We start from the raw sequence: 22,322 nt of genomic DNA, 5'->3' as shown, positions 1-22,322 counted from the left end.
TTACGTACCATGGAGCGCGTGGAGTCTGCTACCCTCGTCGGCCGTGGGAAAGCTCTACGACAGCCTCGATGAGGAGCTCATCGAGTTCATCGGGCGACAACACATGTTTTTCGTCGCCACGGCGCCGCTCGCCGGGGACGGATTCGTGAACCTCTCGCCCAAGGGGCACGATACGCTGCGCGTGCTCGGCCCCCGGACGGTGGGATACCTGGATTTCGTGGGGAGCGGCGTCGAGACGATCGCGCACGCCCGCGAAAATGGGCGCATCGTGCTGCTCTTCTGCGCATTCGAAGGACCGCCGCGGATCCTCCGCATTCACGGGCGCGCCGAGGCCTTCGAGCCCGGTCATCCGCAATTCGCCGCCCTGCGCGAGCACTTCGGGCCGCCCTCGCGCGCGAGCGAACGGGCGATCCTGCGCATCGAGGCCACGCGTATCGCGACGTCGTGCGGGTATGGCGTGCCCTTGTACGAGTTCGTCGAGGAACGCACCCAGCTCGCGGATTGGGCCGAACGCAAAGGTCCGGAGGCGATGCGCGAATACATGGTCAACCGCAACACGACGAGCCTCGACGGGCTGCCGGGGCTCGACTTCGGAAAACCCGGTTGATCGTTCAACCGAGGCGCTCCCGCGCGAGCGCCGCCGCGTACGACTCGGGATCTCTTTCGATCACGAGCCGCCATGCCGCGGCCGCCTGCTCGGCGCGCCCGAGCGTCGCGAGCGTATCTCCCCAGGCGAGCAGCCCATCACCTCCCTGTCCACGGAACACGTGCCGCGCGCCCTCCTCGAACCGCGCGAGCGCCTCCTCGAAGCGCCCCTCGCGCGCGGCGATGCGTCCGAGCAAAAAGAGCGCATTGCGCCGCGACGACGCGCGTTTCGCGAGCGCGTCGCCGCGGAGGACCGCGCGCCGCGCAGACGCTCTGTCCCCCTCGGCGAGGCACAGGAAGGCTTCGGCGAAATGGTATTCGCTCCGGAAATCGTCAGGGAGATCGGCCTCGCGCGCGAGGGCAAACTGGGCACGGGCCTCCGCGGCGCGCTCTTGCAAGGCGAGCACCCACGTCCCGTGCAATGCGGCTCCCGTGCGGTCGAGCGCATCGCCCGACGCGAGGGCCCGCCGCACATGCGCGAGCGACTCCTCCCAGCGGCCGAGGTTCGCCAGCGCCTCGGCCTCGTTGATGCATAAAATCGCGTCGTTTTGCGCGAGTGACCAGGCCGCGCGACGCGCGAGCGCCCGCGCGTAATGCCCGGACGCCACATCCACGCAGACGAGCAGGTTCACGACATAGAGGGAAAACTCGCCGCTCGGCTCCTCGAAGACGGGGACGTCGTCGATCGCGCGGGCGGCCTCCTCCATTCGGCCCTGATAGTAGAGGGCCATTGCGGTCTCGGCCTGCACGTAGGCCGCGGGCAGGCTCCGCCGCGAGGCCGCGAGAAGCAGCCTCGATGTCGTGAACCACCCGCGGCCCCGTGCCTTCCGCGCATACGAAGACAGCCTGACGGCCGCTTCGTACGAGACGAACCGCTCGCCCACGTAGGCCCCGGCCGCGACGAGCCCGGCCAAAAGCCAGGCCCCCACGAAGAGCTCGTAAAAACCTACCTCGTCCATGCACGCGCCCCGGAGGGCGCGCCAGGGTACGGCAGATCGCGCGGCCGGGACAACTCGTTTTCGTATTACGTGCTCGAACCTCCCTTACGCGCGGCCTGCGCCCGGCTCACGTAATCGTAGAGCGCCGGGTCGTGGCCCTGCTTCGCCGCGAAGCCGGGCTCGTTCTTGTAGAGGTTTTCGAGCGACTGGCGAATGCCCGGGTTTCCCCCGGTGAACATCTCGACGAGCTCCATCCAGCGCCCGGCGAGCGCCTGCACGGCCGGATCCTCGGGTGGCGTGCCCTTCTCCATTTCCGCGCGGACGTTCGCGATGAGCACCGGCCATTCCGCTTGCACGGCCTGGATCGCCTCCTCGCCGAACGCCTGCCGCCGCGCCTCGAGCTCCGCGAGCTGCTCCTTCGTGTAGTATTTCTCCAGCATGTTCATCTCCTCGATCGTCTTCAGAAGTTCGTCTGCAGAGACGCGTTCGTTCGCGGCGAGCCAGGAAGCGAGCGCCTCCAGGCGGCCGAGGAGCTTTCGACTGAGCTCCATTTGGTCTTGCAAACGCGTGATGTGCATGCGGACGATGGAGAGCGGCGAGACGTCGGGCCGCGCGAGGAGATCCCGGATCTCTTCGAGCGACATGCCGAGCTGCCGCAGCGATAAAATCTGCTGCAACCTGGCCACGTCTCCCTCCCCGTAAAGCCGATATCCCGCGCGCGAATGGTCGGACGGCGAGAGGAGACCGATCTCGTCATACCAGTGGAGCGTCCGGACGGACGTTCCCGTGGCCTTCGCCAGCTCCCCCACCTTCCACGTGCGCTTCTTCGTGCCCTTGTCCTTACGCTCTCCCGCAGCCACGAACGGGACTCTAGGCCCTCACGCGACGTGAGGGTCAAGCGGCGTTCGAGAAAAAAGGAGGGGTAGTCGAATCACCACGGGGCGAGGTACCCTTCGCCATGATCTCCCGCATCCTCCTTGGCTCTCTCGCTCTCCCCCTTCTCGCCGTCTCCCTCGCCGCTTCGTGCGGCGGCAATGGCGGCACCTCTTCCGGCAGCGCCTCTTCGAACGCCACCGCCTCGGGCGGCTCGGGCGGCTCGGGCGGCACCGGCGCCGACCCCGGGACCGGCGGATTCGTCTCCGCAGGCGGCTCCGGCGGCGGCGAACCCACTGTCTGCGATCCGCCCGACGTCCTCGTCGTGCTCGACAGGACGCTCACGATGCACAAGACGCCGGAGGGCGGGACACCAGCCGACGGGCCCGATTACAAGAGCTCGAAATGGTTCCAGGCCATCACGGCCATCGAGCAGCTCGTCGCGCCTCCGCTCGACAAAGGCATTCGCTTCGGCGTCGAGCTCTGGCCCAAAGACCCGGGCGGCGGCGCGTGCATCACCCTCGCCGAGCGTGTGCTCAATACGAAGCAGGCGACGAACCCCGCCTGCCAGGAGGGCGAGGTCCTGATCTCGCCGGGCCTCGATCAAGGCACGGCCATTCAAGCGCTCCTCGATCCGGGAACCACCACGCTCTGCACGACCACGCCCACCGGCAATGCGCTGCTCACCGCCGAGCAGCACCTCCAGCAGATCGCCGCCGCCGGGCGCGAGCAATACGTCGTGCTCGTGACCGACGGCGCGGACTGGGACCAGTCCTGCCCCGAACCGAATCCCCTGCCCATCGCGCAGGCCCTCATGAAGAAGGGCATCAAGACGTACATCGTCGGCTTCTCCGCGACGGGCGACATCCAGCCCGGCGGCGTCGGCGCCGAGTTCCTCAACAACATGGCCTGCGCCGGCGGCACCGCGAAGGGGTTCCCGGCCCCCTGCACCGACGACGGCAATGGCAATTTCACGGCCAAAGATCCCACGGGCACGTCGCTCTACCTCAAGGCCGGCAACGCGACCGAGCTCGCGCTCGCGCTCAAGTCGATCGGCGGCAAGCTCTGCTGCAATTGCGGCGATACGTGTGATCCCCCCGAAATCCTCATCGCTCTCGATCGCACGCTCACCATGCACAAGACCCCGAACGGCGATACGCCCACCGACGGGCCCGATTACCCGAGCAGCAAGTGGTACCAGGCCGTCACCGCGATCGAAAAGATGGTGGCCCCGCCCCACGACACGCACGCGCGTTACGGCCTCGAGCTCTGGCCCCGCGATCCGGGCGGCGACACGTGCATCACGCTCGCCGAGCGGGTCACGAACTCGAAGCAGGCGACGAATCCCTTCTGCGAGAGCGGCGAGATCGTCGTGCCTCCGGCGCTCGGCAGCGGCGCCGCGATCCAGCAATACCTCGATCCGGCCACCACCCGCATCTGCATCAGCACGCCCACGGGTCAGGCCCTCTTCACGGCCACGGACCACCTCCTGAAGAGCGTCACGCCCGGCCGCGACCAGTACGTCGTCCTCGTGACCGACGGCGCGGATTGGGACCAGTCCTGCCCCGATCCGAGCCCGCTGCCCATCGTGCAGCAGCTCGCCGCTTCGGGAATCCGCACGTTCGTGGTCGGCTTCTCGGCGGAGGGCGCCATTCAACCGGGCGGCGTCGGCGCCGCGTTCCTCAACGACATGGCCTGCGCGGGGCAGACGGCCAAGGGATTCCCGGCGGGTTGCCAGGAGGCGCCCGGCGGGTTCGTTGCCAAGGATCCCAATGGCGAGGTCCTCTACCTGCAGGCGAGCGACGCCGCGGGCCTCGACAAGGCGCTCTCCGGCGTGGCCGACGGCCTTTGCTGCGACTGCGTCAAATGACGCAGTGCCCCCAGATCGCCCTCCCCTCCCTCCTTATTAGTATCGACATCGCCTGAGCATCCCACCGGCGCCCGCGCCCGCGGCGATCGAGCACGAACGCACGCGCGACACCCCTGACTGAGTTTCAGTCAAAGCAGAATCCGCCAATGCGGGCGACGCACGTTGGTGCGCTTCGCGGATACGCATACATCCGTCGAAAATTCGTCATCATGCAATTGACTCAAATTGCTCTTGAAAGGCGAACCCATTTCTGTAGGATACACTTGGGCGCGGCATTTACTCGTGCCTGGATCTCACGGTCGCCCATGGCGAACGTAATGACCTCCTTTTGTGCCGATGCGGCGCTCTCGGTTTGATCGCCCCATCGAGAAAGAGGCCCCATGTCCACGAAGCTCCCTCCGGGCGAACGGCTTTCACCCCTCCAGGAGAATGAGGCGCGGCCCCCGATTTTGCGTCGCCGCCTCGGGACACCCCTCGGTTTTGCGGCCGCCCTCGCGACGCTCGCGGCGCCGGCGGCGGCCGAAGCCTCCTCCTCCTTTGCGCTCTTCGAAAGTGGTCAGGTACGACCGCTCGCTCTTTCTCCGGACGGAGACAGGCTCTATGCGGTCAACACGCCCGACAACCGTTTGGAGGTTTTCCACGTCACGAGCCTCGGCCTCGTTCACCTCGGCTCCGTCACCGTGGGCCTCGAGCCCGTCGCGGTCGCGGCGCGGAACAATGACGAGGTGTGGGTCGTCAATCATCTCTCCGATAGCGTGAGCGTGGTCGACGTCACGCCCGGCATTACGCCGCGCGTCGTGCGCACGCTGCTCGTCGGCGATGAGCCGCGCGACATCGTGTTCGGCGGGCCCGGAAAGAAGCGCGCCTTCATCACGACGGCCCACCGCGGTCAGAACATTCCTTTTGATCCAAAGCTCACGACCCCCGGCATCGGCCGGGCCGACGTCTGGGTCTTCGACGCGACGAACCTCGGCCCGAACACGCTCGGTGGCGCTCCTCTCAACATCATCACTTTGTTCACCGACACGCCGCGCGCGCTCGCGGTGAGCCCGGACGGCTCCCGCGTGTACGCCGCGGGGTTCCACACCGGCAATCGAACGACATCCATTCACCGGGATCTCGTGGCCCAGCTCGGAGGCCTGCCGGCCCCGAGGACCGACTCCCTCGGCGTGGAGCAGCCGCCCACCGCGCTCATCGTCAAATACGACGGCGCGCACTGGGTCGACTACGAGGGCGACACCTGGGATGCGGCGGTCAACTTCTCTCTCCCCGACAAGGACGTCTTCGTCATCGACGCCAACGCGAACCCGCCGGCCCAGCGCCCGGGCTCGTCAGGCGTTTATTCCGGCGTCGGGACGATCCTTTTCAACATGATCGTCAACCCGGCGAACGGAAAGGTCTACGTCTCGAATACCGAGGCGAACAACCTCCAGCGGTTCGAGGGGCCGGGGACGTTCGCCGGCTCGACCGTGCGTGGCCACCTCCACGAGTCCCGGATCACGGTCCTCGGCAATGGCACCGTGACGCCGCGGCACCTCAACAAGCACATCGATTACAACGCGCCCGTCGCGCCGCTCCCGAACACCACGAACGCAAAAAGCCTCGCGACCCCGGTCGGGATGGCCATCACGCAGAACGGCCAGAAGCTCTACGTCGCGGCGCTCGGGTCGAGCAAGATCGGCATCTTCGACACGGCGCAGCTCGAAAACAATACCTTCGTCCCGAGCGCGTCGAGCCACATCGTCCTCGACGACGGCGGCGAGCCCGTGGGGCCGACGGGCCTCGTGCTCGACGAACCGCGCAATCGCCTCTACGTGCTCACCCGCTTCGACAACAAGATCGCGGTCGTCAACCCCACCACGAAATCCGTCCTCGCGCGGGTCCCGATGTACAACCCCGAGCCCCCGAGCGTCACCGAGGGCCGGCAATACCTCTACGACGCCCGGTTCGGCTCCAGCAACGGCGAGTCGTCCTGCGCGAGCTGCCACGTGTTCGGCGATTTCGACAGCCTCGCCTGGGACCTCGGCAATCCCGACGAGACCACGACGCCCATGCCCGGGCCGGTCACCCTCGCTCTGCCGGAGTTCTTCGAGACGTTCGACAACCTCGACTCCCTCAAGGGCCCCATGACCACGCAGAGCCTGCGCGGAATGGCGAACCACGGCCCAATGCACTGGCGCGGCGACCGCACCATGGGCAACGCCGAGCCGAGCGCCCAGCCGAACGACGGCACGTTCGACGAGCGCGGGGCCTTCGCGACGTTCCAGGGCGGCTTCGTCGGCCTCCTCGGGCGCACCCAGCCCATCCCGGCCGACGACATGGAGGCATTCACGGATTTCGCCCTCCAGATCATGTATCCGCCGAACCCGGTCCGGCGCCTCGACAACTCGCTCACGCCGGACCAGCAAGCCGGGCGCGACCATTTCTTCACGCCCGACGCCGCCATCATCGCCTGCGAGGACTGCCACCGGCTCGACCCCGACGCGAATTCCCAGTACGGCGAGCCATTCCCGGGTTTCTTCGGCACCGACGGCCGCTACGTCCTCAACGAGGTCCCGCAGCCGATGAAAATCCCGCACCTGCGCAACCTCTATCAGAAGGTCGGCATGTTCGGCATGCCGGCGGTTCCGTCGATCCTGCCCGGCCACAACGAGCTCACGGGGGATCAGGTCCGCGGCTTCGGCTTCCTCAACGACGGCGCCGAGGACACGATCTTCCGCTTCATGCACTCGCCCGGGTTCGACCTCCTGAGCGGCTTCAGCCCGAATGGATTCGACGACCGACCCGGCGGCGACGGCGACATCAAGCGCCGCCAGGTCGAGCAATTCCTCCTCGCGTTCGATTCGAACCTCGCGCCGATCGTCGGCCAGCAGGTCACGTGGACGAGCCAGAACGGCGCCGCGGCGAGCCCGCGCGTCGACCTCCTCCTCGCGCGGGCGGACGAGGGCGAGTGCGACGTCGTGGTGAAGATGCGATTCGGGTTCGAGGAAATCGGCTTCCTCTACGTCGGTGCGAACCAGTTCGTATCGAGCAAGCAGTCGTTTGGCCCACTCTCACGGGCAATGCTGGTGCTCGTCGCGAATCTCCTCCACACCGAGCTCACGTTCACCGCTGTCCCGCCCGGCTCCGGCGAGCGCATCGGCATCGATCGCGACGAAGACGGAATCCGCGACGGCGACGAATGAATGCACCACCGCGGCGCGGGCTCGCTGTGACACAACGCACACCCGCGCCGCGGACGCACCGCACAAAAACGACGCGATGGGGGCACAAAGCCTTGTTACAGGCCGCGGCTCCGGATAGTTTCGTGCTCTCACGGGGGGACATGCCCAGGAGATGTCATGTCCGCGGAGCCGAACCATCGCGCAGTCGATGACCTGCATGGGGTATCCTTCGAGGGTTTCACCGCGCTGACCCCCATCTACGAAGGGGCCGAGACCCTGGTTTTCCGCGGCCGGCGAATCGCCGACGGCGCGCGGGTCGTCCTCAAGCAGACGAAAAACGAATATCCCACCGTCCGGGAAGTCGGCCGCCTGCGGCGCGAGTTCACGATCCTGCGCGAGCTCGGCGTGGAATCTGCGCCCGAGGCGATCGCGCTCGAGGAGCACGGCCGCGGCGCCGTCCTGATCATGGCCGACCTCGGCCACCCGACGCTGCGCGAGATCCTGGAGAGCCGAAGGCTCGATATCGAGACCTCGATCACGATTGCCTTGTCGATCTCGAATGCGCTCGCCGCGGTCCACAGGAAGGGCATCATCCACAAGGACGTGACCCCGCGAAACGTCCTGATCGAGGAGTCGACCTGGACGGCGCACCTCATCGATTTCGGGATTTCCGCGCGTCTCTCTCGCGAGCTCCACGCGCCCACGGGGCCACGGTCGCTCGAAGGGACGTTGCTCTACATGGCGCCCGAGCAGACGGGGCGAATGAACCGGGCCGTGGATTCACGCGCGGACCTCTACTCGCTCGGCGTGATCCTCTACGAGATGCTGACGGGCTCCGTGCCATTCCCGCAGCGCGAGCTCTCGGAGATCGTCCAGAGCCACCTCACGCGCCCGCCGGTGCCGCCGCGCGAGGTCGCGCCCACGGTGCCCGCGCCGCTCTCCGACCTCGTGATGACGCTGCTCGCGAAGACCCCCGAGGAGCGATACCAGAGCGACGCCGGCGTCCGGGCGGATCTCTCCGAATGCCTGCGACAATGGAAATCGTCCGGGACCATCACGCCTTTTGTACTGCGGCAACGCGACAAGGCGCCGGAGCTCCGCCGCGCGCAGCGGCTCTACGGCCGTGAGCGCGACATCGAGGCGCTCCTTTCAGCCTTCGGCCGCGCCCGCGCCCGCGGCCCGGAGCTTTGCCTCGTCGCCGGCTACTCCGGCGTGGGGAAATCGGCGCTGGTCCACGAGATTCACAAGATCATCGCGCGCCACGGCGGCGGCCATTTCGCCGCCGGCAAGTTCGACCAGATCTCGCGGGATGTCCCGCTCGCGCCCGTCGTCCAGGCGCTCCGGGAGCTCGTGCAGCAGATCCTGACGGAGCCGCCGGAGACGCTTTCGGCATACAAGAACGAGCTGCTCACGGCCCTCGGCGGCAATGGCGCGATCCTCGTCGAGCTCGTCCCCGAGCTCGAGGTCATCCTCGGCGCGCAGCCCAAGGTCTCCGATCTTCCGCCCGATCAGGCGAAAAACCGCTTCGAGCTCACGCTCCAGAACTTCCTGCACGTGTTCGCGAGCGAGAAGCACCCGCTCGTGATCTTCCTCGACGATCTCCAGTGGATGGATCCGGCCTCGCAGCGGCTCATGCACCTGCTGCTCACGGACACGTGGAGCCGGCATCTGCTCATCATCGGCGCGTATCGCGACAACGAGGTCTCGGCCGGCCATCCGCTCTCGAACCTGCTCGCCGAGCTCGAGAGTTCGGGCTTTCAGCCGGCGAGGATTGAGCTCGCGCCGCTCGATCGCGCAATGGTGGGCAGCCTCGTCGCCGACACGCTGACGAGCCAGCCCGAGGAGGTCCGGACGCTCGCGGACCTCGTCTACGAGAAGACGCAGGGCAACCCGTTTTTCGCGCACCAGTTCATGGTCGCATTGTACGAGCGGGGCCTGCTCCGCTTCGATCCGGAGGGCGGCGCGTGGCAATGGGACGACGCGGCGATCCGAGCCGCGAACGTGACCGACAACGTGGTCGACCTGATGGTCGGCGTCCTCCGCCGCCTCTCGCCGGAGACGCAAAACGTGCTCGAGCGCGCGGCCTGCATCGGCCATTCCTTCGATTTCGGCTCGCTCGCGACGATCGCCGAGAAGCCGGTGCACGAGGTCTCCGCGACGCTCTGGGAGGCGCTGCGCGCGGGGCTCGTCGTGTCGCTGGACGGCGATTACAGGTACCTCGAATCCGGGGTCGGCAATGACGCGCGGGAGGTCTCGGCGTCGCTCTTCAACGTCCGCTATCAGTTCGTCCACGACCGCGTGCTCTCGGCGGCCTACATGCTCGTGGAGCCGGAGCAACGAAAGCAGCTCCACCTCTCCATCGGGCGCCTGCTCCGCAAGCGGTCGGGCGAGCGTCCCCGCGACGAGGACCTTCTCGACCTCGTCCACCATTTGAACCTCGGCGCCGCGGGCATCACCGATCGGGCCGAGCGGCGCGACCTCGCGGAGATCAACCTGCGCGCCGGGCAAAGGGCCAAAGCCGCGACGGCATACCACGCAGGCGCCATGTATACGCGCGCCGGCATCGACCTGCTCGACGCGGCCGACTGGGACGAGTTTTACGATCTCTGCTTCTCGCTCTACCTCGAAAGCGGCCAGAATGCGTACCTGAGCGGTGACGCCGCGGGTGCCGAAGAGCTCTTTCTCGAGCTTTTGCGCCGCGCGAAGACGAACGTCGAGCAGGCGACGGTCCAGCGGCAACGCATCTACAACAACGTCTCGCACGGGCGTTTCATGGAGGCGGTGCGGATCGGCAGCGAGACGCTCGCAATGCTCGGGCATCCCTTGCCGATGGAGGAGATCGGCTCGCCCGCGGTGATGATGGCGGAGGTCGAAGCGCTCCCCGCGAACCTGCGCGGTCGCCGGATCCTCGACCTCGCCGACGAGCCGGAAGCGTCCGACCCGGTGATCCGATCGGTCCTCGCGATCCTCGACTCCATCGCGGACAGCGCCCACCACATCAACCCGATTGCGTTTTCCGTCATCAACTTCCGGGCCGTGAACGTGGGCCTCGTGCATGGCCACACCGAGCTCTGCCCGTTCCCGTATGCCTGCGTCGGCTACGTGCTCGCGGCGATGTTCGGCCGCGTGACCGAGGGGATGGAGTTCTGCAAGCTCGCGGAGGACATCAACCTGAAATGCCCGAGCGCGATGCAACTCTCGCGGCTCCACATCCCCTGGGGGAGCTGCATCCACATGCAGCACCCGATGCGGAACGCCAACGAGAACTGGGCCATCGCGCGGCAGAAGGGCCTGGAGACCGGCGAATACTACATGATTGGCACCGCGTGCTTCCTCGAGACGATGGGGAACGTCTTCGCCGGTGATCCCATCGAGGAGCTCGTCGAGGAGGCCGAAAAGAACCTCGCCATCGTCCGGCGTACACGCATGCCGTCGAACGTCGCCACGATGACGGTCGTTCGACAGACCGTCGCGTGCCTCGCGGGCAAGACGCGGAGCCGGACGTCGCTCGACGACGAGACGTTCAACGAAAACGAGTTCGTCTCACACCTCGACGACGAGCATTTCGGCAACGCGAAGATCCACCACGCCATCCTGAAGACGCTCATCTTCCTGATCCATGGCCAGTACGAGGATGCCTGGACGTGGTCCGAGGCCGCCGAGCAGAGCCTCGGGTTTGCCGGCGGAAACCTCGCCTCGAAGATCCACCCCTGCCTCCGCGCGCTCGTGCTCCTCGGCCTGCCTCGCGCGGATGTGCCGGAGGAGGCCGAGCGACGGGCCGAGATCCTGCGCAAATGCCGCGCGGAGATCGCGCAGCTCAGCGCGTGGTCGCCGAAGAGCTTCGCGCACTTCGAGGCCATGGTGAACGCCGAGGCGGCGCGCACGGAAGGCGACCTCGAAGGCGCGATCCGGCTCTACGAACGAGCGATCACGCTCTGCCAGGAGAACAAGGCCCCGCATTTCGAGGCGCTCACCGGCGAGCTCTGCGCGAAGTTCTACCTGAGCATCGGCGCGCCCACCGCGGGCGGCGGCTACATGAAAAACGCCTACCGCGCCTACAAGCACTGGGGCGCGGCGCCGAAGATCGAGGCGCTGGAGAACGAGGCCACGCACATCTGGCCTTCGCTCCGCGAGGTCTCGCGCACGCGCTCGACAGCGACGACCACCGGTTCGAGCGCCTCGCTCGCGACCCGCACCCTCATCGGACAGACCAGCATCGGCAGCCTCCGCGACGCGGCTCTCGTCGTCCGGGCCGCCCAGGAGATCGCGAGCGAAATCGACCTGCCGAAGGTCGTCGACAGGCTCGCCAAGCTCGTGCTGGAGAACGCGGGCGCCGACCAGGGCTCGCTCATCCTCGCGCGGGACGGTGAGCTCCTCGTCGAAGCGACGTTTCAGCCCGCCGGCACCTCGCTCGACGTGGGGCGCGGACAGTCGCTCGAAGCCGTGCAGAACTGCGCGAAGAGCGTCGTCCACTACGTCACGCGCACCCTCGAACCGGTCGTCCTCGACAGCTCCCGCAAAGCCTCGCGGTTCTCGGACGACCCCTACATCCAGGAGTTCGCGCCGAAATCGATCCTCTGCTTGCCGCTCCTCCACCAGGGCCGGCTGAGCGGCGCGCTCTACCTCGAAAACCGCATGACGGCCGGCGTCTTCGATGCGGCGCGTGTCGAGCTGCTCGCGCTCCTCTCCTCGCAGGCGGCCATCGCCATCGAGATCGCGCGCCTCATCGAGAGCGCGCACGCCGCGAACGAGCAGGTCAAGCGCGCGAACGAGCGGCTCGAAATGGAGGTCGCGCATCGGACGGAGGAGCTGCGCCGGGTCAACGACAGCTTGTTCGAGTCGAACCAGGCGCTCGAACAGGAGCTCGGCCAGCGCCGCGAGATCGAGCAGGAGCGCGCGGCGCTGCACGAGCAGGTCATCGCGGGGCAACGCCAGCGCCTCGCGGAGCTCTCGACGCCGCTCTTGCCGATCACGAAGGACATCGTGGTGATGCCGCTCATCGGCACGATGGACACCGAGCGCGCCGAGCAGGTGCTCAGCGTGGCCCTCGACGGCGCCCAGCGCCTCGGGGCCCGGGTCGTGATCCTCGACGTCACGGGCATGAAACACGTCGACACGCAGGTCGCCGGCATGCTGGTGAACGTGGCCGCCGCGCTCCGGCTGCTCGGCGCCGAGACGGTGCTCACCGGCATCGCGCCGCGCATCGCCCAGACGCTCATCGCGCTCGACGTCGATCTGAAATCGTTCGTCACGATGGGCACGCTCCAGAGCGGCATGGAGTACGCGCTCCGCCGATCGCGCAACGTCGACACCACGCCTCGTCGCGGCGGCCCGCCGCATCGATGAACGAAGGGCCAGAGCCCGCCCCGACGATGGCGCGGGGCGGGCGGTCACCTGGTTTTCGGGAAGGATTCGAGGATCAAGGCGCGGCGCAGAAATCGCCGCCCTTGGGGCCTGCCATGGCCGGCAGATCGATCGGCGTCGTGTCCTCGTCGATCGAGAGCACGAATTGAACGAGGTTCTCGATGTCGTTCGCCCCCGTGAGATAACTCGGCGCGGCGAGCGCCTTGTTGTGGGCGGCGAACGTCGTCGCGAACAGCTCCTCGAGCGTCCGCGCGTTGCCGGCGTGGAAGAACGGCGCGCCGACCTGCATGCCGAGCAGCGAAGGCACGTTGAAGCCCTTGCCGACGGCCTCGTCGCCCTGGGCCTTCGCGATCATGTCGGCGCGCACCTCGATCACGTTCACCGCGGCCGGCGAGATCGCGAACGTCCCCACGGGGCGAAGCACGCACTGGATCTGATCGAGCCCCGCGTTCTTCGGGCTCGGCGAGCGCATGAACTGGCTGCCTGCGGTCGCGGGGAGCAAGGCCGCGGGGAACCCGGCGGCGATGAGCGCGTCGCCCTCGTACGCCTTCGCGAGCAGCGCCTCGTTCGTCGCGGCCGACGGCGTGTAGAAGCGCTTCGAGAGCGTCCACTTCGCGCCGCCGTGGCAGCCCTGGCAGCTCCCGCCCTCCATGAACAGCGTCATGCCCGCGGCGACCTTCGCAGGATCGAGGTTCGAGGGCTTGCGCGGCGAACGAATGCTCTGCGCATACGCCTCGAAGTCGTCCCAGTCCTTGCGGATGCTGTCCGTGTCGTTGATCGCCTCCGTCGAACCGTTGAGGCCCACGGCGCCCGCGGGCGCGTATTTCGCCGTGTCCGCGAGGTTCACCCGGTCCGTGTTCACCGGCGGCGCGCTGTCCTTCGTCACGAGCGCGCCCACGCCGCCCTGCGTGCCGCGCGCGCTGTTCTCGAAGTCGTGCGCCTCGTCCTGGAACGCCGTCCAGCCGAAGATGCGCTGATCGGTGGGATCCTTCGAGGCGTAACTCCCGTCGAGGCTCGTCGATTGCCGCGGGCCGCGCGCGAAGTACCACGTCACGTTGTCGCTCAGGCCGTCGATGTGGCAGGCCTGGCAGGAGACCCACGCCTGGCCTCGGAGCGACCAGCGCCCGAGCCCCGTGTTGAACATCCGCTTGCCCCGCAGCACCGACATCCCCGCCGCGTCCGCGGGCAGAGCGGCCGTTTGCACGACACGCGCCGACCCGAGATCGGCGCCCGCGACGACTTGCTTCGCCGGATCGATCGCGACGGCCGAGACGTTGCGGCTGATGTCGTTCGCCACGAACGCGAACGCGTGCGTGTTCGCCACGGCGATGCCGATCGGGCCTACGCCCTTCAAGCTCTCGGCGAGCGTCTGGGGCGCGAGGTCGATGAACTTCTTGTCCGAGGCGCCGACGCTCGTGACGGCGCCGGTCGTATCGTTGAAGTTCACGCGGAACACCGCGTCCGCGCCGTTCGCCGGCACGTAGGCCTCGCCCGTCGCCCCGACGAACGCGATGTCGTTCGCGATCAGCGGATAACGACGGTTCGCGTCGTCGGCCACGTTCGCCGCCGTGTATGCGTCGCGCAGCGCCCGGTTCAGGTTCGTCGGCGCCGCGGCCACGGCCATGTCGGCCTTCGTGTCGATCACGTTCACGACCGGGTGCACGACGGTCTTCGTGTTCGTCGGGATCGCGCGGCACGCGCCGGCGCCGAGCCCGCCGCCCACGCACGTCCCCGCGGGCGCGTCGGCGCCGCAATCGGCGTCGTTCGAGCAGCTATACGTGCAAGAGCCCGTGGCCGTATCGCACGTGCTGAGGATGTTCACGCCCTGGCATTGCGCGTTCGTCGTGCAGGCGTTCTTCTGGTACGGCCCCACGGGGCCGGCCGGCGACGCGCAGATCGACGTGACATACGCGAGATCCTTCTGGATCGTGATCGACTGGAGCTGGTTCGGGAAGCAGCCCGTGGTTTGTCCCTTGTGATCGACGAAGCCCGTGTCGTCGATCGAAGGCAGGGCGATCGTGGACACCACGCCGTCCGCGGCATTCACGCTGTAGACGATGCCGGCCCAGTTCGTGTCGACGTTCGACACGCCTTGCGGGTTGATCTGCTCGGGGGCGGTGCGCTGGGCGAAGAACTCGGTCGCGTAGATCTTCTCGTCGGTATCGTCGGCGTCGCCGTCGTTCGTGATCGCGAGCGAGCGCGGGTGCGCGAGCGCGGGCCGCGCTTTGTCGGCGGTGACCGAGGGGCCGAGCAGGCCCGTGCCGGCGAGCGGACCGTTCAGATCGATCGTCTTCGACACCGTGAGCGAGGCGATGTCGATGTGCGAGAGCGTGCCGTCGACCCAGTTGGCCACGTAAAGCGCCGTGTTGTTCGGCGTGATCGCGATGGCCGTGGGCTCCGAGCCGACGACGATCTCCTTGCCCATGACGGGCGTTCCTTTGAGATCGACGATCTCCACGACCTTCTGGTCCTTGCGCAGCGCCACGTAGGCCTTGTCGCCGCAGCCGTCGATCGCGACCTGCCAGGGCTCGCCGCCCACGGCGATCTCGGCCTTTTTCGTGAGCGCCGGCAGCCCGTCCACCGCAGTGTAATCGACCGAGAGCACTGTGACGCTGCCCGCGTCGCGGTTCACGGCGACGACGATCGAGTCGTCCGCCGAAATCGCGACGGCCGCGCCGCGCGTCGCGGAAGGCGCTGGCGTCGTGCAAAGTTGTGCGCCGCCCCCGGCGCCGCCCTCCCCGCCCATTCCGCCGCCGCCCATTCCGCCTTGCCCGCCCATTCCGCCGCCGCCGGTGTTCCCGCCGCCGGTCCCACCGCCCGCGCCGCCGCTGCCCGAGCTCGACGACGCGGTCGTCGTCCCCGGGAGATTCACCGGATCGTCACCGCACCCCGCTCCGGTCATGGCGCTTCCCACCACCCAAGCGCATACGCCTGCGAAAACGCCACCGAAATGACGCCGCACGGGCCTGCCCATCGAAGCTCTTTGCATCGTCTCCCCTTCCTTTTTTCGATGTGTGCCGGCCGGCGACCCCCCGGGCCGGGACACATCAAGCAGGATTCTACGCGCGAGACGAAAATCGGTTTCGTTATTTTTCGACGAGTGAAGAGCGCGTGATCGTCCCGGAGACGGCCGTGTCGCCGATGGTGACGTAAAGCTGCTCGTCATCCCGTAGGAGGTCCAACTTTGTATTCCGATCGACCTTGGCTTCGAGCGCATCGAGGAAATTCGGTTCGACCCGCCACACCTCGATCGCCTCGACCTTGTGAATGACGCGCGACGACGCTTCGCGCTGTAAAAGCGCGAGCGGCGCGTGCGTGAAGAGCGCGACGCGTCGCGCGGCCTTGGCGGCCTTGTGCAGGCGCTCGGCCGAGGGGGACCCGATATCGATCCACGCGACGAGCAGCCCCGTGGGATCACGAATGACCACCGGCGGCTCGTCCGTCGAGCAGAGCCCCTCTTTGCTGAACGTAATGCCTTCCTCGTAGCTGAGGCAGTACGCAATCGTACGCGTCAGCAAATAACGCATGCTCTCCGAGGGGTGGCGCGCGATGCGGAGATCGAGCTCTTCGTACACCCCACGATCGACGTCGGAGAGGTTCACCTGCAGGTGGTAGATGGTCGCGGTCAGGGCCATGGGCGGCCGCAGGATAGCCGAATCGGGACGCCCGCAGCGGACGGATCCGCGAGCAAGATCCCGACGTTCCAGGTTTGGAGGATCTTCCTTGCCCTCCATCAACTACCTGGGTAGTATTACCCGAGTAGTAGTTGCGAGGAGCACGTGTCGAACAAGGACAAGGACGCATTCGAGGACGAAGCCGAGGGGGGGCAGAGGCTCACGCACCTCGGTGATTTGCAGCTCGCGATCATGCGAGTGCTCTGGGAGCTCGGCGAGGCCACGGTCACGGACGTGCACCAGGCCTTGCTTTCGGAGCGCGGCCTCGCGCCCACGACCATCGCCACCATGCTGAAGAAGATGGAGGAGAAGGGCGTCGTGGCGCACCGCGCCGAGGGCCGGAAATTCATTTATCGGCCCACGGTGAGCGAGGATCAGGTCACGCGAGGCATGGTCTCCGACCTGACCGAGCGCCTCTTCCGGGGGGATCCAGTGGCGCTCGTGTCGCACCTGATCTCGCGCCACGAGATACGCGCCGACGAGCTGTCCGAGCTCGAACGAATGATCGCCGCGGCCAAGAAGGAAGGGAAGCGATGAACACCCTCGTGGGATGGTTGGTCACGTACCTGATACACAGCACGGCCCTCCTCGGGGGCGCGTGGCTTTTCGACCGTTTGTCGCGGAATCGCCCCGATTGGCAGGAGCTCGCGTGGCGCGTCGCCCTCGTGGGCGGCCTCGTCACGGCCACCGTGCAGACGGCGGCGTCGCTCCGCCCCGTGGGCGGGACCATTTCGCTCGCGGAGCCCGCGCCCACCGCGCGCGTGCTCGAGCGCGAAATGCCCCGGGCGACCGAGATCGTCGTGACGACGGACATGGGCCCCGCGACGCACGTCGTCGTCACCTCCACGAAACCCGCGGCCTTCCTGCCCAAAACGAAAGCGAAGCCGGCGGCGAAGACCTCGCGCGCGTCGTTCCTTTCGTGGCCTCCGGTCCTCGTGGCCGCGTGGGCCTTCGGCGCGCTCTTTTTGCTTGGATCGCTCGGGCGGAGCTTCCTTTTCCTGCGCAAGCGCCTCGAAGGCCGGCGCAGGCTCGAAGGCGGCCCGCTCGGTGACGTGCTCGCCACGCTCGCGGCACGCGAGCCCATTTGCATGCGGGCGCCCTTGCTCAGCGCGTCCGAGAAAGTGAACGTTCCCATGGCTCTCGGTATTCGTCGTCCCGAAATCTGCCTGCCCGAGCGCGTGACGAAAGAGCTCGGTCCGGACGCCCAGGAGAGCGTGCTCGCGCACGAGCTCGGCCACGTGGCGCGGCGTGATCCTCTCTATCGATTGGCCACGAGCGTGTTTTGCCGGGTGTTCTTCTTCCAGCCTTTGAACTGGCTCGCCTCGCACCGCCTCGCCGCGTGCGCGGAGCTCCTCGCCGACGATTGGGCCGCGCGGCGCACGTCACGCCCGCTCGACCTCGCGGAATGCCTGACGAAGGTGGCGCGCTGGGTCCATCGCCCGATGACGGCCCTGCCCGTGCCGACGATGGCGGCGGGGACGAGCGAGCTGCGCCAGCGCGTCGAGCGCCTCGTGCGGGGTGAAGGTTTGACCACGGAGCCGCGCAAGCCGCTCTGGGCCGCGCCGATCGTCGCGTTCGTCCTGACCGCGCTCACCCTCCTCGCGCCTTGCGCCTGCGGCGTGGCCGAAGCGAAGGGTTTGCCCCCGGCGACGCCGGCCGCGAAGAAGAGCGCCGCGCCCGCGAGGCCCACGCCCGCCGCCCTCGCGGACGAGGACGACGACGACGACGACGCGGACGACGACGAGGAGCCCGTCTGCGAGACGCCGAAGCGGAAGGACAAGGACCACGCCAAGGCGGAGAAACGTCACGGCGAGGAGCACGCCCGCAGGCATCACGGTCGTCCCGTGCCCGTCGCGCAGGACGATGAGGACGACGACAACGACAACGACAACGACAACGACAACGACGCGGACGACGAGGACGCGGACGACGACGAGGAGAACGAGGTCGCGGTCGCTGCTGGCCCGAGCCGGATCCGCATCCATGTGCCGGCGCCGGAGATCGACATCGACTTCGATGCGATCGAGCGCTCGCTCCCCTCGCAGGAGCAGCTCGACGCCGACATCGATCGGGCCCTCGCCGAGGTGCGGAAGAACGTGCGCGACGAGGACGCGCGCAAGCGCGCCGAGCGTGAGATCAAGCGGGCCCGCAAGGACGCGCGCAAGGAGCTCGAAGAGGCGCGTGAAGAGCTCGCCGAGGCGCGCGAGGAGATGCAGGAGCGGCTGCGCGAGCTGCGCGAGCAGATGCCCGAGATCCGCCGCCGGGCCATGGAGAATGCCCGCGATGCCACGCAGCTGGCGCGCGAGGCCGAGGAAGAGGCGCGCGAGGCCGAGGAAGAGGCCGCGAAGGCGCACAGGAAGGCCCGCAAGGCGCGCAAGAAGGCCAAGTACGCCGAGCTGCCCGAGCCGCCCGCGCCGCCCGCGCCCCCGGGACCGAACGCCGCTCCGCCGGCTCCGCCCGCTCCGCCCGCGCCCCCGGCGCCGCATGGACGACGTGGCATGCCGGTGCCGCCCATGCCGCACGCCGCGCCCATGCCGCCCCCTCCGCCTGCGCCGCCGCCCCCGCCGGCCCCCTGAAAGACCGCAGGCGAATCGACGAACAACGTGGCCCCGGAGAGCAGTCTCCCTCCCTGCTCCCCGGGGCTCTTTTTATGGCGCGTGGGGACAAACCCGGCTACGCGCCGCCCCCGCCGCCCCCTCCACCACCGCCGCCCGTCCCTTTTCCTCCCGGTCCTTCGGCCTGATGCGGGCTCGCGTCGCTCTTGTCGACCATCGGCGCGTCGTCCGAGGTCGACCCGCCGCGCGGCGCGAGCGGCGATCTTTGCTCCTTCAACCCGAGCTCGTGGTAATGGCTCTGGCCCGTGGGGGTGTGCTCGCCGCGGCGCACATCGCCCTCGGTCCCGCCGGACGGCTGTCGGGCGAGCGGATCGTCGGGTTTCCCGTGCTTCGGATGTGTAGCCATACGGGGACTCCGGCAAACGGCGTGCGCGTCGCCCCGGGATCCTTTTTCGCGCCTGCGCTCCGGGCGCCCGAGGCAGGGCCCGTCGCTCGCGCGGAGGGACGCGCCCCGGCAAAACGGTCGGGCTCGCTGCGCGTGGGCCCGGCGCGCGCTAGCATCCGCCCGAACAAGGAGGAAGACATGGATCTCGGATTGACGGGGAAGCGAGCGCTCGTGACGGGCTCGACCGCGGGAATTGGCCTCGCCGCCGCGCACGCGCTCGCGAGCGAGGGCGCGCACGTGACGGTGAACGGGCGGACCGAGGCCCGCGTGCAAGGCGCCGTGGACGCGCTCCGGCGCGCGCTGCCCGGCGCGACCATCGACGGCATCGCGGCCGACCTCTCGACCGCGGCCGGATGCCAGGCGCTGACCTCGAAGCTCCCCGACGTCGACGTGCTCGTCAACAACATGGGAATCTTTGAGCCCAAACCATTCGAAGAGATCCCGGACGAGGACTGGCTCCGGTTCTTCGAGACGAACGTGCTCAGCGGCATCCGGCTCTCGCGCCATTACGTGGCCGGCATGCGGGCGCGCAACTGGGGCCGCATCGTCTTCGTGTCGAGCGAGTCGGGGATCCAGATCCCGACCGAGATGATCCATTACGGCATGACGAAGACGGCGCAGCTCGCGGTCGCGAAGGGCATCGCCGAGACGCTGCGCGGCACCGGCGTCACCGTGAACAGCGTCCTGCCCGGCCCGACGTCGTCCGAGGGCGTGGGCGCGTTCGTCGCGCAGCTCGCGGCGGCGCGCGGCGTGGACGTCGCCACCGTCGAGCGCGAGTTCTTCGCGACGGCACGGCCGACCTCGATCATCCAGCGATTCGCGACGCCGGACGAGGTCGCTTCCATGATCGCTTACGTGTGCAGCGCTCGCGCGTCGGCCACCACGGGCGCCGCGCTCCTCGTCGACGGCGGCGTCGTGCGCGCCATCGCGTGATGTTCGCGCCGAGCGAGCGGGCGAAATCGCTCCCAAGATGCTCGCTCGTCGGGTTCCCTCAGCGGGTCCGCCTCCTGCTCTTCGTCCCCTTGGACGAATGCATGCCTACGACCTCATCCTCACGCTGACGGGCGGGCTCCTCGCGGCGCTCCTGCTCGGAATGGTCACGCAACGGCTCGGCGCCTCGCCCATCCTCGGCTACCTCCTCGCCGGCATCGTCGTCGGCCCGCGGACCCCGGGATTCGTGGCGAACCTCGAGCTCGCCTCCCAGCTTGCCGAGGTGGGCATCGTCCTGCTCATGTTCGGCGTCGGAATGCATTTCCACCTCGGCGATCTCCTCAAGGTCCGGCGCATCGCCGTGCCGGGTGCGGTCGTGCAGAGCCTCATCGCCACCGCGCTCGGGACCGCGGTCGCGGTCGCGTTCGGCTGGTCCACCTCGGCCGGGCTCGTGCTCGGGATGTCCGTGGCCGTGGCGAGCACGGTCGTGCTGATCCGCATGCTCACCGATCACGACGCGCTCGAAACGCCGCACGGCCACGTCGCCGTCGGGTGGCTCATCGTCGAGGACATCTTCACGGTCGTCATTCTCCTCATGGTCCCGGTCCTCGCGTCTTTGCGGGGCGCGCACGCCTCGCCTGCCCAGGCCGTCGGGGTCATCGGCATCGGATTGGTGAAGCTCACGGCGCTCATCGCGATCGTGCTCGTCTTCGGGGCGCGCGCCGTCCCGTGGTTTCTCACGCTCGTCGCGCGATCCCGCAGCCGGGAGCTCTTCACGCTCGCCGTCCTCGCGGTCGCGCTCGCCGTCGCCACGGGCTCGGCCGTCATTTTCGGCGCGTCGATGGCGCTCGGCGCGTTCCTCGCGGGCATGGTCGTCGGGCAATCGAAGGTCAGCCACCAGGCCGCCGCGGATGCGCTCCCGATGCGGGACGCGTTCGCCGTGCTCTTCTTCGTCACCGTCGGCATGCAATTCGATCCGCGCTCGCTCCTCGCGCAGCCCGGGCTCGTCCTTTCGGTGCTCGCGATCATCCTGCTCGCCAAACCCCTCGCCGCGCTCCTCGTGGTCGTGGTCCTCGGGTATTCGGTGCGGACGGCGCTCACGGTCGCGATTGGCCTCGCGCAGATCGGCGAGTTCTCGTTCATCCTCGCCGACGCGGCGAACAAGGTCGACCTCTTCCCGACCGAGGGGCGCAGCGTGCTCGTGGCGAGCGCGATTGCATCCATCGCCCTGAACCCCTTGCTCTTCCGGCTCATGGACCCCCTCGAAGAATGGCTGCGCCGCCGCCCGACCCTCTGGCGAGGGCTCAACCGCCGCGCCGAGGCGCGCGGGGAGGCGCTCCGCGAGCAGGTCCCGAAAGAGCCGGTCCGCGCTTGTGACGTCCGCGCGATCGTCGTGGGATATGGCCCCGTCGGCCGTACGGCCGTGGACATCCTGGATCGCTTCGACGTCTGCTCGGTCATCGTCGAATTGAGCATCGACACGGTCACCGAGCTGACGAACACGGGCCGAAATGCGGTCTACGGCGACGCGCGCAGGGCCGAGGTCCTCCACGCGGCGGGCATCGAGACCGCCGATTACCTCGTCGTGACCACGCCGAACCCGGAGACGCGGGCCGCGGTGGTCAACGTGGTGCGGAGCCTCCAGCCCGATCTGCCGATCTTCGTGCGTGCCCATTACATCAGCGAGCGCGAGGCGCTGGAGACGCACCGCGCCACGGCCGTCTGTTACGAGGAGGCCGAGGTCGCCGTTCGGCTGGCGGAGATGCTCCTCTCGGAGATCGGCGTCGAGCCGGAGCAGATCGAGGCGGAATCGCTGCGCATTCGCACGGAGCTCCGGCCCGGCGCCACGCCGTGAGGCGACGAA

At 68.2% G+C, this 22,322-nt stretch carries 13 protein-coding genes; 8 read left to right on the top strand and 5 right to left on the bottom strand.

Annotated elements, in window-relative coordinates; genetic code table 11:
• Positions 1 to 43 precede the first annotated feature (43 nt).
• On the top strand, positions 44 to 607 hold the full coding sequence (locus tag QHF84_RS23590) for a pyridoxamine 5'-phosphate oxidase family protein (RefSeq protein ID WP_281315642.1): 564 nt from the start codon (positions 44 to 46) through the stop codon (positions 605 to 607).
• Positions 608 to 611: 4 nt separating this feature from the next.
• On the opposite strand, the gene QHF84_RS23585 is transcribed toward QHF84_RS23590, so the two are convergent.
• Both QHF84_RS23585 and QHF84_RS23580 read right to left on the bottom strand, forming a co-directional pair.
• A complete protein-coding gene (locus QHF84_RS23585) occupies positions 612 to 1,604 on the bottom strand; it encodes a hypothetical protein (RefSeq protein ID WP_281315641.1) in 993 nt (330 codons plus the stop codon).
• A 65-nt stretch (positions 1,605 to 1,669) separates the two neighbouring features.
• Positions 1,670 to 2,443 (bottom strand): MerR family transcriptional regulator, encoded by a 774-nt coding sequence (locus QHF84_RS23580; protein ID WP_281315640.1) that lies wholly within the window; start codon positions 2,441 to 2,443, stop codon positions 1,670 to 1,672.
• A 98-nt stretch (positions 2,444 to 2,541) separates the two neighbouring features.
• Between QHF84_RS23580 and QHF84_RS23575 the strand changes: the two genes are divergently transcribed.
• The 3 genes from QHF84_RS23575 to QHF84_RS23565 all read left to right on the top strand — a co-directional run bounded on the left by QHF84_RS23575 (position 2,542) and on the right by QHF84_RS23565 (position 12,836).
• The gene (locus QHF84_RS23575; protein WP_281315639.1) at positions 2,542 to 4,326 is read left to right on the top strand and encodes a vWA domain-containing protein; all 1,785 of its coding nucleotides are present in this window, start codon (positions 2,542 to 2,544) and stop codon (positions 4,324 to 4,326) included.
• A 380-nt stretch (positions 4,327 to 4,706) separates the two neighbouring features.
• Positions 4,707 to 7,511 (top strand): hypothetical protein, encoded by a 2,805-nt coding sequence (locus QHF84_RS23570; RefSeq protein WP_281315638.1) that lies wholly within the window; start codon positions 4,707 to 4,709, stop codon positions 7,509 to 7,511.
• Positions 7,512 to 7,667: 156 nt separating this feature from the next.
• On the top strand, positions 7,668 to 12,836 hold the full coding sequence (locus QHF84_RS23565; protein ID WP_281315637.1) for an AAA family ATPase: 5,169 nt from the start codon (positions 7,668 to 7,670) through the stop codon (positions 12,834 to 12,836).
• A 73-nt stretch (positions 12,837 to 12,909) separates the two neighbouring features.
• On the opposite strand, the gene QHF84_RS23560 is transcribed toward QHF84_RS23565, so the two are convergent.
• Positions 12,910 to 15,756, bottom strand: a complete 2,847-nt coding sequence (locus tag QHF84_RS23560; RefSeq protein ID WP_281315636.1) for a YncE family protein — start codon at positions 15,754 to 15,756, stop codon at positions 12,910 to 12,912.
• Between the two features lie 184 nt (positions 15,757 to 15,940).
• Positions 15,941 to 16,489: a YaeQ family protein gene (locus tag QHF84_RS23555; RefSeq protein ID WP_281315635.1), complete on the bottom strand. Its 549-nt coding sequence runs from the start codon at positions 16,487 to 16,489 to the stop codon at positions 15,941 to 15,943.
• 144 nt (positions 16,490 to 16,633) lie between these two features.
• Between QHF84_RS23555 and QHF84_RS23550 the strand changes: the two genes are divergently transcribed.
• Both QHF84_RS23550 and QHF84_RS23545 read left to right on the top strand, forming a co-directional pair.
• Positions 16,634 to 17,065: a BlaI/MecI/CopY family transcriptional regulator gene (locus tag QHF84_RS23550; protein ID WP_281315634.1), complete on the top strand. Its 432-nt coding sequence runs from the start codon at positions 16,634 to 16,636 to the stop codon at positions 17,063 to 17,065.
• Positions 17,062 to 19,104 (top strand): M56 family metallopeptidase, encoded by a 2,043-nt coding sequence (locus QHF84_RS23545; RefSeq protein WP_281315633.1) that lies wholly within the window; start codon positions 17,062 to 17,064, stop codon positions 19,102 to 19,104. The genes QHF84_RS23550 and QHF84_RS23545 overlap by 4 nt, the downstream gene beginning before the upstream one ends.
• Positions 19,105 to 19,201: 97 nt before the next feature.
• Here QHF84_RS23545 and QHF84_RS23540 read toward each other — a convergent pair whose 3' ends face one another.
• Positions 19,202 to 19,489 carry a hypothetical protein gene (locus QHF84_RS23540; protein ID WP_281315632.1) on the bottom strand — a complete coding sequence of 96 codons (288 nt, stop codon included), beginning with the start codon at positions 19,487 to 19,489 and terminating at the stop codon, positions 19,202 to 19,204.
• A gap of 177 nt (positions 19,490 to 19,666) precedes the next feature.
• On the opposite strand from QHF84_RS23540, the gene QHF84_RS23535 reads away from it, so the two are divergent.
• Positions 19,667 to 20,461, top strand: a complete 795-nt coding sequence (locus QHF84_RS23535) for an SDR family NAD(P)-dependent oxidoreductase (RefSeq protein WP_281315631.1) — start codon at positions 19,667 to 19,669, stop codon at positions 20,459 to 20,461.
• A 97-nt stretch (positions 20,462 to 20,558) separates the two neighbouring features.
• Complete coding sequence (locus tag QHF84_RS23530) at positions 20,559 to 22,313, top strand: cation:proton antiporter (protein ID WP_281315630.1); 1,755 nt, start codon at positions 20,559 to 20,561, stop codon at positions 22,311 to 22,313.
• Positions 22,314 to 22,322 lie beyond the last annotated feature (9 nt).

Source organism: Polyangium sp. y55x31 (assembly GCF_029946505.1).
Classification (GTDB): domain Bacteria; phylum Myxococcota_A; class Polyangia; order Polyangiales; family Polyangiaceae; genus Polyangium.
Note: the sequence above shows the minus strand (reverse complement) of the source record. Positions and strands in the feature narration are given on the sequence as shown.

Coding starts and splice junctions, on each gene's coding strand:
- QHF84_RS23585 (WP_281315641.1), bottom strand. CDS start 1,604: ATGGACGAGGTAGGTTTTTACGAGCTCTTCGTGGGGGCCTGGCTTTTG.
- QHF84_RS23575 (WP_281315639.1), top strand. CDS start 2,542: ATGATCTCCCGCATCCTCCTTGGCTCTCTCGCTCTCCCCCTTCTCGCC.
- QHF84_RS23570 (WP_281315638.1), top strand. CDS start 4,707: ATGTCCACGAAGCTCCCTCCGGGCGAACGGCTTTCACCCCTCCAGGAG.
- QHF84_RS23565 (WP_281315637.1), top strand. CDS start 7,668: ATGTCCGCGGAGCCGAACCATCGCGCAGTCGATGACCTGCATGGGGTA.
- QHF84_RS23560 (WP_281315636.1), bottom strand. CDS start 15,756: ATGACCGGAGCGGGGTGCGGTGACGATCCGGTGAATCTCCCGGGGACG.
- QHF84_RS23555 (WP_281315635.1), bottom strand. CDS start 16,489: ATGGCCCTGACCGCGACCATCTACCACCTGCAGGTGAACCTCTCCGAC.
- QHF84_RS23545 (WP_281315633.1), top strand. CDS start 17,062: ATGAACACCCTCGTGGGATGGTTGGTCACGTACCTGATACACAGCACG.
- QHF84_RS23540 (WP_281315632.1), bottom strand. CDS start 19,489: ATGGCTACACATCCGAAGCACGGGAAACCCGACGATCCGCTCGCCCGA.
- QHF84_RS23535 (WP_281315631.1), top strand. CDS start 19,667: ATGGATCTCGGATTGACGGGGAAGCGAGCGCTCGTGACGGGCTCGACC.
- QHF84_RS23530 (WP_281315630.1), top strand. CDS start 20,559: ATGCATGCCTACGACCTCATCCTCACGCTGACGGGCGGGCTCCTCGCG.